The organism is Marinigracilibium pacificum (genome assembly GCF_012926615.1).
GTDB classification, from domain to species: Bacteria; Bacteroidota; Bacteroidia; order Cytophagales; family Cyclobacteriaceae; genus Mangrovivirga; species Mangrovivirga pacifica.
The window spans coordinates 13,619-27,687 of record NZ_JABBNU010000010.1 but is presented as its reverse complement, the minus strand read 5'-3'; the positions used below and the strand labels follow the sequence as shown (position 1 = coordinate 27,687).

Genomic DNA, 14,069 nt, shown 5'->3' with positions numbered 1-14,069 from the left:
AAATGATATTACTAGACGTTTACTGGTCTTTTAATTCACTTTCTATGGTATAGACTATTTTAATATTTAAAATTTTATTTAATATTATTCTTTTTATAAGCTTGAGTTAAGTCTAGAAATAATTTTCTGTATTTAGGTTTCATTGAAACCATTAATACAATATCCATGTGTTTATAAACATATTCCCAAAAAAATGAAAACTCATTTCTTGGTTTTGTCTTTTGATTGATTTGTTTTAATATCCTGAAGTAGTCATTTTTTAATCGATTGAAAGCACGCGATTCATTAATGTAAACATCATGAACAAAATTCAAAAGAAGACCCTTTAATTGATATTTTAAATTTTGAATTTCTTTTTTGCGTTGCATTATATGTAATTTGAACCTATTTAAATTAACTATTTCAATAGTTTTTTGAGCTCTTATAAATTCTATCGTTTCTTTTTTAGCACAGGGGATTATTTCACCTTTGGAATTAAATTTAAAATAATTGTAAGGATTGAATCCATTTTCTTCAGGATGAATAAGCAGAGCTTGTTCATCTTTGAGATGATCGGATTCAAAATCATTCGCGCTTAAATCAATTGTATTTTCCTTTGTAATCGGATTTTTTAATCTGTTATTTAAAATAGGAAATCTATTGCCTTTTACTCCACTTTTATTACAATCATGACAAGCAGGAATTAAGTTAGTCCATTCGTAACTTAGCCAATAATAACCTGGATGTTGAATTCCATCATTATTATCTATTTTAGCTAATCTTCGTTTTGGTCTGTAATGTTCAATTTCAAAATCAGGTTCTTTTTGTTCGCAATATGCACATTTGTCCTTATATAAATTTGATAACTTAACTATGACGTCCTTAGCTCTATATATATTGCTATCAATTTGGTCTTTACAAGGTCCCTTTCCCTGATTGTATATTTTTTTTAAACTTTCAAAGCATTCCCTTGATTTTAAGGAAGGCGGAATATTTTTTTTTGATTTCTTTACACTTCTCATTGGAAATATTTTGAATTTTTTGATTTCCCTCTTTCAAATAATTCATCAATTTTTTTATCCACAAGTTCAAAAAGCTTTGTGTCATTAAAATGGTCATCAACATTTAAATCGTTTTTATTTTTATTAGAATTTGGAGTTAAACTGTCCATTCCAAATATTGGAGAAGTTAGAAGTGTATTAGGGAGCAAATTTTTAATATTTACATTTTTGATTCTTTTAGCTTCTGTTCCATTTTCAGCTGATCTTGTTATATTATAAATTACAGAATTTTCTGGGGCCCCTAGAAATGGTATAGGACTATGAGTTGAAGCAATAAATTGTACCAAGGGGAAAGTATCAGTAAGTATTTCTACTAATTCTTTTTGAAGGACAGGATGTAAATGAATATCAATTTCATCAATTATTACTATACCTTTTAACTCAGCTGGGTCACTTATTTCTGGTTGCTGAGCATATAACCTAGAACACATGTCTCCTATCATTGCAATTAAACTTTTTAACCCAGAAGCCAACTCATGAAAGAATACGGCAGGCAGTTCGTTTTCATTTTCATCCTCTTCAATATAGTAAGTTTCATGGTGTAGACCTTCTATCGTGTTTTCTGGCATCTCGATTTTTACTAAGGAGGGGATTATATCAGCTAATAATAAACTAATTTGTGATATGCGCTCTTCGGCTAGTGGGTTTTGTTTTCTAATATGATCAGCGATTTGAAAATCTAAATTGAGTAATTTCCCATCATTGTTAAAAATACTATATGCTATACTAGATTTTTTATCATTAATATCTTCAATCATCATTTGGCGAGACGCACCATATGCAGCAAAACCAGGTGAAATAATGGTAGGGTTATAACCCTTATTTTTATTTATTATGGTTTTTTCTGTTTTACTATTATTACTTACTTGTAGCTGGATTTCAAAATCTTCATCTTTCAGTAATATTTTCCCATTATCTGAATTATTTATAATAGCAATTGTTAAAGCTTTTAAAATGGAACTTTTACCTGTACCGTTCATTCCAGTTAAAAATATCCATTGATTCTTCTCGCTTAGATTATTAATTTCAGTTTTGATTATCGGAGGATAGTTCTTTATTTTCAGGCTTTTTATATAAAAAGGTAAGCCTTTATTTTCTTTTGGTTTATTGGAAATATAACTAAGTGTGTTATTAAGCTTAGTATTAAACTCGTTTTTATTTAGAAAACCAAGAGTGTTTCTTTTTGTGGAAAACATTTCATCTCTTAATTTTTTAGGCATATTCAATAATGCCTCATCAATTAATTTTTTATCATTTTTTAAAAAATAATCCAAAGACTTTAGATAATTGTTTTTGAATTCTGAATAGTCCTTTTTTAATCTTTTCTTTCCGAAACTTTCTAATTCATTAATATATTTAGGTATTATTTCTGAAAAGAAAAACCATTTATTCTCAGAATCTTTTGCTGCAAATTCCAAAAATGACCTTCCATCATTTAGTATTTTTAAGTAAATATTAGGAGTTCGATTATTCCAATCCATTCCATCCCAAAAAGAAATAGCTAAATATTCCTCATTACCATGAAACCAGAATCCTTTGTCTAATTTCTTATTCCTGTTAGTTGACCTGAGTGTGAAAAATAAGTCTGAATCATCTTCTCTTTTTTTTAAAAGATAATTTAAAATATCTTTATGGATTTTCTGCATAATATTATTTTAGTTGATAATTCCTTGTATTAAAAAATAAATATCACTCCCCCTTCTCCCCTTTTATTCGCTCTAAAAGCACGCTTGCCGGTTCATCATTGGGATCTTGCGGAACGAGCTCTCCTTTAAAGGCTTTTTGTAGAATTGCCTGAGGAAGATTGTCTATCTTGTCTTTTAGGGAGTTGTATTGGGTTTCGATTGAATCAGCAACTGAGAATAATTTATCTATTCTACAAACAATTTCATCTTGCTCGAATTTACCTGGATAATAAATTTTATGATCTTGAAGGTGAGATTTCGATAAGCCTGGGATAAGTCCTTTTGCATTAGTGATAATTTCAGCAGTAGTCGCTTTTATTGCATAAAAAACAAATTTATGATTTATATGATCTTCGGGTACGAAAGCGTAAATGTCTCTCCCAATAGCAGCCTTTGTGCCTAGAAAAGTTTTTCCCACTCCGGCACCTTTTACTGTTATAAAAATAGAATTACTTGGAGCAATTCGCTTAGGGAATTCAGTCCATTTTGGTTTGTGAAATTTCTTTCCATCCCATTGTTCAGGTCCAGTAATATATTTTTCACCTCTACCTTCTGTATTCACTTCAGAGACTTTAGGGGATTGACCTGCTAACACTTCCCCTAATTCCTTTAATATCGTAAATTTCCCCACTTTGATATTTTCAGCCACTCTCCACTCCTCTGTAAGCTTACCAGTAACCGCCTGGGTGAGGACTGACTGGCGGAAGTTTTTAAGGAGCTCGGGAATCCGGTTCAACTTCGCCTTTAGATTGTCTAAATGCCCAAATAATGCATCTAATTTGGCGACAATACGCCTTTGCTCGGCTAGTGGGGGGATTGGGAGGTTAATAAATTCTAAATCATTTTTATTAAATCCACTCTGAGCTGTTCTTTGAAGTGAAAGTATGGGGCTTTGAAATATATTTGATTTTAATAACCAATAAATAAATCTATGATCTATTAGATCAGGAATTAATACCTTTGCCATAGCAACATTATATGCTCCCTCCATACCAGTTAAGATCCTTCCAATTGAAGCCCCATATCTTGCTATAAGAATATCATTAGAGGTGCATTTTTGAAGTTTGTTTTCCTCTGGCACATAGGTAGGTACTGGTTTATCTCCGAAATCCCTTATTTGTAATAACCTGACGTAACCATGTTTAGGTTCACTGATAAATTTAGATTTGGGAGGTTGAGTACCACCTTTAATATTTAGTATATCTGTAAATGATGTCTCAATCCAATTTTTAGGTATGCCATTCATAATCACCCCAACAATTTTACTATTTCGTCCAATTCTTTTTTAATGCTGTCCAGCTCTGCTGCGGCTTCTTTAGCGATGTCTATCGGATCGCCCAAGTCGGCATTCTTGCTCACGCTTTCGTCTTCGATCAATCCCAGATCAAGCGAATCGTTTTTGGCAGCAATCTCTTCCCTGGTAAACATCTGCCAGCGATTATTGGCTACTTTTTTCCGCTTTTCATCATCTATTGTACCATCGTATTTTTCTTTGACATCTTCAAGCTTTATGCCTCCGGTGTACATTTCGACAAAGTACTCAAATGCCGCTCTGGTAAATGGTGTCCGTTTTCCCCAGCTTGGCACATCGGTTCGCATGTCGTAAAACCAAACGCGTTTGGTATTGTCTTTTTCGGTAGTGCCCCTTTCAAAAAACAGCACATTGGTCTTTACGCCTGCCGCATAGAATATTCCGGTAGGTAGTCTTAAAATGGTATGCAGGTCGCATTTATCCATTAAGTCTTGCCGGATACGCTGTCCGTCACCATCTTCAAACAATACGTTGTCGGGCAATACTACTGCTGCCCTGGCACCACCCCGCTTGTGTAGTGAGCGGTAAATGTGCTGTAAAAAGTTTAGCTGTTTGTTTGAGGTCGGAAAGGTAAAATCATCGCGGCTTGGTCGTTCCCCTCCTTTTTTGGTGCCAAATGGCGGATTAGCCAGCACGCCATCAAAGTTTTTGAAGCTCTTGCCCTGCTCAGACAAGGTGTCACCCATATAAATATGGCTTTCCAGTCCGTGGAGCTTGGCATTCATCAAGGCTAGTCTGTGCGCATCCTGTACAAGTTCGCACCCACTAAAAGCTTCATATTTCTGGAACTTTTGCTGCTTTTCATCGAGCGTAAAATAATCGTCGGTCTTGTTTCGCAAATACTCATCAGCGGAGATCATGAATCCGAATGTTCCCGCTGCGGGGTCGTTCCAACGCTCTCCTACTTTTGGCACTAACAGATCGACCATGATATTAATCAACGGTCGTGGGGTAAAGTACTGACCGGCACCACTTTTCTTTTCTCCGGCATTCTTTTCAAGCAGTTCTTCATAGATCGTGGCGATCTTATCTTGTTCAGCCTCATCATACCAGTCAATGTTATCAATACTGGTAATCAGTGTTTTCAGGTTTACCGGTTTTCTCAGTGTTGTCGAGGCGTTGGTATATATTTCCTTGATCGTCGGGTTTTCTGCCTTAGTGGCAATATTCGCCAGCAGGTCTCTGTAGGTATCAAACAGCACCACATTGTCATCAATATTTTTCAGGGTACTCCACTGGTATTCCTCAGGTATTTCGCTATCGAACTCTTTCACCTCAGAAAGGCGTAAAAAGAGTAAATAGGTCAATTCATTTAAGTACTGGTGATAGGTCACACCATCATCACGCAATACGTTACACAAGCTCCATAATTTATTCGCTATTTCTTCTGCACTCATCTTATGCTATATCGGTATATAAATTTTGATTAATTTTTCTAATAATGTCTTCCAGCTCTTCACCAAAAATCTTGTTTAGTCGCTTAAAACCTCCTTTTTCTTTAAAGAGTCCACGATCTAAATCCGGCACCTGAAGTACCGATTCGGCGATCAGCTGATTTTCAAACCTGTCGAGCCATTGCTGCTGTACCTTGTTCCAGTCTTTCATCTGTCTGATCTTATCTACTGCCTGTTTCACTCGTTCTTCCTTCGATCGTAAGGAAGTGCCCAGCGCCAGGGTGCGAATATACGCAATGATATCGGCTGCAATGTCTTCATTTTTGGCTTCTTTCCAGGCTACTTTTAGCGAACTTTCGTTGTAGCCCTGCTGGTCTAACTCTAAAAGCAATTCTTTCAGTGATTTACGGTCAAGTTGTGCGGGTTTGGAACAAATAATGTTTAGTGCCTGAATTTTATTTTGATTCTCTTTTATGAATTTCGAAAAGCTTTCGAGGTAATCTTCCGGTTTTTTTGCCTTACCATAACCCCTTTCAATTGCGTGGAGTTCATCATCATGATCAGAAACCAATTGCTTTCTTGGAAGTGGCTTGTATTCGTCAAGAAACTGCCAAAGCTTCGTGCAGCGTTTAATTTGCTCAGTAGCTTCCTGAGGAGAATTTTGTTTGAGTTGTTCAATTAATTCATCCGGATCCAGGTCACCTGAATTGTATCTGAACTGCACGAAGTCTTTTTCAGATAAAAATGATTTCTTTCTCTGTATTTTAGCAATGATCTGGTTGATCTGTTGTTGAGTTCGTTTTTCGGAATCAATTTGCTCTAATTCTTCAACAAGCTGCTGAAAGTTAGCAGAAGGATTAACCACCACCGGTTTCATTTGGGTATAATCTTCGAGCGTGTCATAAATTTTAACTGCATCGTAAATATGGAATACCTCTTTGCCGATTTCATCACATCGTCGGGTGGCTCTTCCAAGCATCTGTTCAAAGAGAATCCTTGATTTTATTCTCCTTAGAAAAACCAGGTTACAAATTGCCGGAACATCAATTCCCGTAGTCAGTAAATCAACAGTAACAACGATATTCGGATACTTCTCATTTTTGAATCGCTTTAATTGTTCCTGTGGATCATATGATTTTCCAGTGATCTTCTGGATCATGTCATCACTGATCGGAATGCCGATTTCTTCAAACTCTTCTTTAAAAAGCTGAACTACCCGGTCGGCATGTTCGTCAGTAGCGGCAAAAACAAGGGTTTTTTCTTCTCCGTCCGGATCCAGTTCCTGTACGAGCTGCTTTATCACTGTCCTGTTGAACGAATCAGTAATCACTTGTCTGTTAAACCCTGCTATTTCAATCTTAAGCTCATCTTCTAATTCTGAAAGCTCAACAATTTCATTGCCTTCTCTGTCCAAGGCTTTGGGTTTTTCACCTTTCTGCCAGACGATTCCTTCTTCACCTAACTTGGTTTTAATACTATATGGAGGATCATGATCTATTAAATAGCCATCAATTACTGCTTCCCGGTATGAATAAGTAAATACTGGCAATCCAAAAATTTCTTTTGTGTGTAAAGCTGGAGTAGCGGTTAGTCCGATTGCATAGGCATCAAAGTAATCCAATACCATTCGGTACTTACTGACGTAATCCATTTGGTTTTTGAAGTCCAGTTCATCTTCATCCAGCTCCTTATCAAGGAGATAGCCACGGTGAGCCTCATCAATGATAATACAGTCATATTGATCTACCGCCGGTATGTTATCATCTTCACTATAGAATAATCTCTTAACCATGCCCTGTACCGTTGCGAAGTGTAAACGGGTATCCGCATCCGGAACCAAATCTTTCAGTCCCTTCACATCATATATTTCAGAGAAGGTATTAAGTCCGACGATTTTATTATCTGAAAAGGCATCAATTGCCTGTTTGGCAAGCAAGGTACGATCGACCAAAAATAAAATTCGTTTAAAGCGATTTGATTGAATCAGTCGGTAACATAACCCGATAATTGTCCGGGTCTTGCCTGTACCGGTGGCCATGGTGATCAGACTTCTGTTCACCTCAGGGTTTTCGAGAAGATGTTTTTCTACCGCTTTGATAGCTTTTATCTGGTAATTTCTCAGACCCAGTTCGTTTTGCAAAAATATGGCAGATTCATTCTTAAGCTTCTCCTCTGCTGACTGGATATTTCTTCCAAACAGATTCTTTAATCCTTCCGGGCTATACCAGCCTTGTAAAGCCCTGGAATTATTATACGCTTCCCTGACATCAAGAAACCAGACTCCGCTCTTGGTTTTAATTTGTTCCAGGTAAGGTCTGCCATTGGTAGAAAACAAAAATGGAACCTTATATTTTGACCATTCGCCTAGTAACTCAGCCTCATTAACAGCCTCAACCCTTTCCGCATAGATTTTTGGCTGGTCAAGGTTAGTAGAAATATCTTCGGCATACTTTTTAGCTTCGATAATGGCATAAAGCTCAGTACCAATAAACAGTGCATAATCAGCCCACTTACCGTTACAAGGCCATTCGGCTATCGCTTTGTTTTTTCCTTTTTCAGGTAGCGACTTGTGAGATTTAAAGTTTATTTCTTCTGTGTTAGCCTCCCAGCCTACCTGTCGTAATTGATTATCTATGAGCTGCCTGGTTTCGGCTTCGTTGAGTTCTAATTTCTTTAATGCCTTTTCTGATCTTTGCTGGATGGCAACCTTTTCTTCCGGGTTTAATCCGGTGACAGTTCTTTCCTTGAGCGCCTGTTCAAATTTCTTTTTAAGCTCTTCATGTTCCTTTTCCAGTTCGTTCAGGGCATGCCGTGCATCCAGATTTTTAGGCGGTGAAAACCGGTATTCAGCTATGTTGCCAACCGATTGGCCATAGGTTTCGAAAAACCACTTAGCTATTTTGAAGGCAGAGTATAACACACCTTTTGCGTCGTCTGTTGTACCTTTCTGATTATGAACTGCATCATTACCTTTCATGCGAATATTATGCAAAAGGTCTTTGATAGCATCAGGTAAAACACCTTCATATTGTAATCCTTTCAAAAGATGTAAAAACTGCGTATTTGAAGGGAATTCAATTTGATGCTCTTCGTAAATAATCTGGGTTAATCGCTCTCCAAACTGCCTTAATTTAAACAATGCCGTTACAGGATCTTCATAGAGATTATATTCTGCAGCCAGTGCATTATTATAAAGGATCGGAAACTCGTTTTCTAAAAATGAAAAATTTGACACTTAACACTCTTATTTTAGCCAATATTATATGATAGTTGAAAAAATCACGGAAGAAATATACTATTAATTGTGGAAAATTCTAAGGTTGAGAAATGGTTTTCGATCAGGACTTGAAAAACTTATTAAAAAATTAATGATTTTATTTCCGACACTTTTTGATTGAAAAGTTTTCTGTTATAAATTGACAGCCTCTTTCAACTATTTTTTTATCAACATATGAGTGAATTTACCAGGAAACCTAAAAAGTCACCTGAGATTTCCAATAATTATAATTTTGAGGAAGATGACTGGAGTGATTATCCATATTTTAATGAAAATGGAGAAGTAAACGTTAACAATATTCCTTTTGAAGGTGGGCATATAGAAAAAGATCCTTATAAAATTCTTGATAGTCTTTCAGGGGAAACCCAAAATGAAACAGAAGACCCTGTCACTGCCAAGGCTGAAAAGCTGATAAAAATGTATGGAAGTGACTATAATAGACTTGCTGTTGCTTTAAACATTCAGATTCCACAAGACTATGAGTTGTTAAGAAGAGTTTTTGAGTTATTAGCCGAAGATCGCTGGGTTAAATATTTTGAGGAAAGTAATATAAACATCCGGGCCTTATTAGCTAATGAGATTATCAGTCAACTTAAAGTTGATGAACTATTAAAATGCGAACACCGAACCTTGATGTTCTTATATAACATATTACGGGAAACTAATTTTTCGGAGTATAAAAGAACTAAGCGCAACCCCGGAATGGAAACTAAATCAACACATTATTTTTCCTTCCAATTACTTCATGAAATACTATTTTTTGATAACGTTAGACGTTCATTTGCTGAATCTGAAAAAGTTATTTCAGATGATAAAGAAGCAGAGGCATCAGAAAAACTATCCCGACAAAGAAAGTATCTGGATAACATTCGTAATTCTGAGATTTCATCTGCAACCCCCGGTGGTGAAAATGGATTAAATGAGATTATGAATGGTAATATTATGTTACCCGGTAGTGAATCTGATCATCTTTATTTTGCTTTGTCTTGCGGCTCATTATTGAAGGTTGAAGATTCTTTTTTTCTATTAGCAAATGAAGGGTCTACCTTAGAGGACGTAGCCTATTTCTTTTCGCTTGATCTGGAGTGGCTTTTTGAGCAGAACAGGTTCATGATTAATAATGTCGATGATCCAATTCCGGAAAATGCAGTGTTGGTACTGGGTAAATATCAATTTTATGAAAAATACCCTTATTATTTAAAACAAGGGAATCAATACATTGAAGTAAAAGTAGATGATCAAATTCTTAATCGACCATTAAGTGTATCAAATAAAATTATACTTAATCAGTTATTGAATACCAATTGGAAAGATAGCAGTGATCTGGAAAATATTCTTCAATTTTTAGAAAACGAAATTAAAGGAAACCCTTATGCTTTAATTCCCATAAAAAAGAAGTATTTCGAAGAGAAGGGCATCACGATAGAAGACGAGCTTTATAATATTGAAGAGGAATATTTCAATTGGAATGTCTCAACAATTCTAAAATTGAGAAAGCTTATAATCCTGAATGTTTCAGATGAGTCTTATGAACAAGAGATAGTAAATCAACAGCAGCAATTGCTTCAGGAAGGTGAAAATGCTGAAGTAACGACAATTCATGCCAACTTATGGAATGATCTGACAATAAGCGAACTAAGTACTCGGGCAAAGGAAGCATTAAATGCTAAAACCGTAGACAAGCGAACTTTTTTTCAGGCATTATTTAACCTTAATGGAAATGCCGATAACATAAAGCTGTTTTTAAATGAGTATCCTGAAATAGTAAATGACCTGAAGCGGGTTTTACTTCAATATAATAATCTACATTACTCAGATTATCAGAGTGCGCTCAAATATCTAGATTTTGATATTTATGATGATGAGCTAATGGTGAAAGCCACCGAAATAGACACGCTTGCGCGGCAGGATTTTAACGAAATTGATTATAACACGATTTTCGGAGAAGGGAAATTAATAGTCCGTAAACATAAGTCCGGAGGGTTTAAGGATTATTACTATACTATACCTCCATTTGCACCTGAACAAACAGAAAATGATAAACTGACGACTGTCACAAATTACTTGTGTATCGGGAAAGATGAATTGAGGGCTGCAAATTACTGGAATGCAATCGATTCTTCGGGAATGATCCACAGAGATGATGCAAAATATTCCATCAGTGAATTTCCAAAGGTAAAGGTTCCTGCAAATGCACTTCATGGAAAACCACACATTCAGATCAGTGATGAAAGAGTTTCCTATGTTGGTGTAACCGACTATTCGAAGGATTATGCCAGTGGAAAGGATATTGAGCTGGAAGATTCGGACTTTAAGCCGGAAATACTTGAATCACATTTAAGAAATCTATTTACTTTGGGTAAGGTAAACGGATTGACTTCAACTTCGCAAACTTTAAAGATCAAATTAAAAGGATCGCTATATTTGGTCGTTTATCTGGGAGTTTCTGCAGAAGAAGAATTCAAATCTTCCATGACTGAAGGTGGAATGATTAGTGCATCGTTGGATTTGAGTTTAAAAGGCAATGTGGGTGTAGAAGGTGTTGGAGAAATTTCCACAACTTTTAAAAATGAATCGTTTAGTACCCCGCTTTATGAAGGAGTTGATTTTTTTCTTGTAAATGTAATACATCAGATAACCAACTTTTTGCTCGATAATGGTGAGTACATTCCGGAGTTTCAAACTTATTGGGACAAAGGGAAAAATCGTGACTTGCTAGCAGCAGGATATTATAAACCGGAATCAATTGGTTCTGCTTCTGCTAAAGCCCGGATTTCGGATAAAGAGAGTAACCATAGCGGGACATTTTCGGCAGATGCAAGTCAATCAAATTACAAGCATTATTCGGGTAAAAGAGTATTTGATGATCGGTCAGATCCTGAGAAGGTCAGAGAAGTATCATCAGATTTCATGAAAGAACAAGGCGGTAAAAACTATGTTGTTCAACTTTCTGCCAATGACTTGGTGACAATCCAATTTTTAAGGACTGGCTCGAGTAAGAATATCGACCTGTTAGGAAATTATATAAATGTTGTTTTTAATATCAATGTTTCTAATTTTACCAGCTTATTAAAAAGCATGATGGAAGCAGAATCTTTTACGGAAGGAGATGGATTAGTCAAACGTCTTGAGAAATATTTCAGGAATAATACCGCCGGAGAGCTTGTTGAAGACCTTAAGCGGTCAGTGACTGAATATGCAGAAGCTTTTGTTTCAACAATGCGCAGTCCCGATAAAATGACCATTGAAAATATTGCAGGATATGATGTTGAAATTCAAGAAGGGATTGTAAACAGGGCTCTTAGGAAATTTAATAAAAATTTTAAAAATACTGAGATGAAGCTTCCTGAAAATCCGAAAGACCCGAAGAATGATCTTACCGAACAAAAGTTGGAGTTTGAAGGCGATGCAAATGTGAAATTTGATATGCTTTATGATCTTTCGGAGAGAACTTTTAGCAGGACACGTATATTTTCAGGGGCAAAATTAAAAGTAAACTATTCATCGCAGATAGGAATAGTTGCAGTAAGTGCAAAACTAGAAACTGAGGTAGATGGCGCGATAGAAGGCTTGGTTTACGAGCGACCGGGAACCAACACCTTAAAGTACATCAGCATGCAGTACAATAAGTTCATGAACGAAGCGGATGTGGGGCATGAAAAGTTGCTTAGGGACAGCATGTATTCAGAGGCTCAGAAGGCACGGCTTGAATCGGGTGATCCTGATAAAGAAAAAGAAATTATAGAGAAGTATTGGAAAGAGTATGAACATCGTCGAAACTCGAAAAATGACAAGTACTATTCTAACGATAAGTGGGAAAAATACAAATCAAATTATAATGACGAGGTCAAAGAACTCTTCGCCAACTTCCTCAAGCCGATAGTGGAGACAGTGCAGAAGAAAGTCAAAAACCATAATATACAGTTTGCTGATCCACTGGTTTATTGGACAGAAATAAACGATCTGATGACAATTGACGCTGGTGAAGCAGATAGGTTTACTGGGTACGATAATGCTTATGAGTTTTTGACTAAGGAGTTTAAAATAAATGATAGGGTATTGTCAGGGCAAAATTCTAGCGGTCTTAGTAAAGATATGGCTTCGGGTGAAAGATTAAATCTTTTTGATTCCTTAATACTATTTAATCTTTATAAAAAACATCAAAAACATGAATGGGATTATTACCACTATGAAAATGAAAAGTAATTACATTCTTATAATAGTTCTCTCTGGAATATTATCAGCTTGTTTAAATCAAAAACAGGATTTGAATTATAATCAAGGTCTTATTTCAGTTGAAGATAGTGCTGTTCAAATACTAAAGGCTCAGTTTGGAGATAGATTAACCATTAATAGAGATGAGGATTCTGTTCATGTCGTTACTGTTTTATTTTGGGGGGCAGATTCAATTAATGAATTGCCTGAAGAAATAAGAAGTTTTAAATATTTAAAAGAATTAATTTATACTAGAGGAAAGTTAAAGGTAGTTCCAGAATGGATAACGGAATTTGAAGAACTTGAGCATTTAGATTTTCAAGATAATGAACTAACTAAATTTCCTTCTTTCATTTCCAAAATAAAAAAATTGAGATCAGTTAATATTGGCTTTAATCCAATTGATAAAATACCGGAAGATTTTTTTCTTTCATCAAAGAAACTTGAAGGATTATTTGTAGAAAAAACTAATATTAATAAATTTCCTATTCTCTTCCCTGATTCAACTGCAATTCCATTAAAACTAAATCTTTCCCAAACCCCGATCGATTCGATACCCGATGAGGTTGGAGATATGCGAATTTCCATATTGAACATGAATGATAATCACTTACGATACATATCCCCAAGATTAGGAGAGGTAGAAGAATTACATAATATCACTTTTAAAGGATCCCCCAATCTAAATGGACAGTTTCCAGATCTGGGAGCTTGTAAAAATTTACAAACGGTACATTTAAGATGGTGCGGGTTAACAGAATTTCCCCAATGGATAACTGAACTTCCTAATGTTTACAGTATACACTTAGATAATAACCTGATAAAATCGATTCCTGAGGAAATTGGGAATTGTAGAAATTTAGCAACAATGAGAATCAATCATAATTTCATTAAAGAATTACCCGGTTCTATAGGTCAACTAGATTCTTTAAGGGGTCTCCATATCGAGTACAATAGCATTCGAACTCTGCCAGAAGAGATGTTTGATGTAAAACGAGATACACCTTGCACCATCTTTAGCGAGGGTACGCCAATCAGGTTCTTGCCAGTCACCGAAGAGAAGTTTAAGGAAGGCTACAAATGGTTTGAAAAACTCAATGGGGTGATTTATAAGGATGAGGTCAGCCCAGAGTAGATTTGTAAAAT

At 35.7% G+C, this 14,069-nt stretch carries 7 protein-coding genes; 2 read left to right on the top strand and 5 right to left on the bottom strand.

From position 1 onward, the window contains the following. Window positions 1-74: 74 nt before the first annotated feature. Genes HH304_RS15645 through hsdR form a run of 5 tightly spaced genes read right to left on the bottom strand, consistent with a single transcriptional unit; the run spans window position 75 to window position 8,666 of the window. A complete protein-coding gene (locus HH304_RS15645; RefSeq protein WP_169683351.1) occupies window positions 75-1,001 on the bottom strand; it encodes an HNH endonuclease family protein in 927 nt (308 codons plus the stop codon). Then, a complete protein-coding gene (locus tag HH304_RS15640) occupies window positions 998-2,686 on the bottom strand; it encodes an AAA family ATPase (RefSeq protein WP_169683349.1) in 1,689 nt (562 codons plus the stop codon). Before HH304_RS15640 ends, HH304_RS15645 begins: the two co-directional genes overlap by 4 nt. A gap of 43 nt (window positions 2,687-2,729) precedes the next feature. After that, a complete protein-coding gene (locus tag HH304_RS15635) occupies window positions 2,730-3,971 on the bottom strand; it encodes a restriction endonuclease subunit S (RefSeq protein WP_169683346.1) in 1,242 nt (413 codons plus the stop codon). A gap of 2 nt (window positions 3,972-3,973) precedes the next feature. Further along, on the bottom strand, window positions 3,974-5,434 hold the full coding sequence (locus tag HH304_RS15630) for a class I SAM-dependent DNA methyltransferase (protein WP_169683344.1): 1,461 nt from the start codon (window positions 5,432-5,434) through the stop codon (window positions 3,974-3,976). 1 nt (window position 5,435) lies between these two features. Beyond that, entirely contained in the window at window positions 5,436-8,666 is a 3,231-nt protein-coding gene (hsdR, locus tag HH304_RS15625; protein WP_169683342.1) for a type I restriction-modification system endonuclease, read from the bottom strand. A gap of 216 nt (window positions 8,667-8,882) precedes the next feature. Here hsdR and HH304_RS15620 point away from each other — a divergent pair, with 216 nt between their 5' ends. After that, window positions 8,883-12,914 (top strand): hypothetical protein, encoded by a 4,032-nt coding sequence (locus HH304_RS15620; RefSeq protein WP_169683339.1) that lies wholly within the window; start codon window positions 8,883-8,885, stop codon window positions 12,912-12,914. Continuing rightward, window positions 12,904-14,058, top strand: a complete 1,155-nt coding sequence (locus HH304_RS15615) for a leucine-rich repeat domain-containing protein (protein WP_169683337.1) — start codon at window positions 12,904-12,906, stop codon at window positions 14,056-14,058. The genes HH304_RS15620 and HH304_RS15615 overlap by 11 nt, the downstream gene beginning before the upstream one ends. Window positions 14,059-14,069 lie beyond the last annotated feature (11 nt).

Bases quoted from the DNA above. Each gene is read 5' to 3' on its own strand.
- HH304_RS15630 (WP_169683344.1), bottom strand. From the start codon at position 5,434: ATGAGTGCAGAAGAAATAGCGAATAAATTATGGAGCTTGTGTAACGTA.
- HH304_RS15615 (WP_169683337.1), top strand. From the start codon at position 12,904: ATGAAAAGTAATTACATTCTTATAATAGTTCTCTCTGGAATATTATCA.
- HH304_RS15620 (WP_169683339.1), top strand. From the start codon at position 8,883: ATGAGTGAATTTACCAGGAAACCTAAAAAGTCACCTGAGATTTCCAAT.
- HH304_RS15645 (WP_169683351.1), bottom strand. From the start codon at position 1,001: ATGAGAAGTGTAAAGAAATCAAAAAAAAATATTCCGCCTTCCTTAAAA.
- HH304_RS15635 (WP_169683346.1), bottom strand. From the start codon at position 3,971: ATGAATGGCATACCTAAAAATTGGATTGAGACATCATTTACAGATATA.
- HH304_RS15640 (WP_169683349.1), bottom strand. From the start codon at position 2,686: ATGCAGAAAATCCATAAAGATATTTTAAATTATCTTTTAAAAAAAAGA.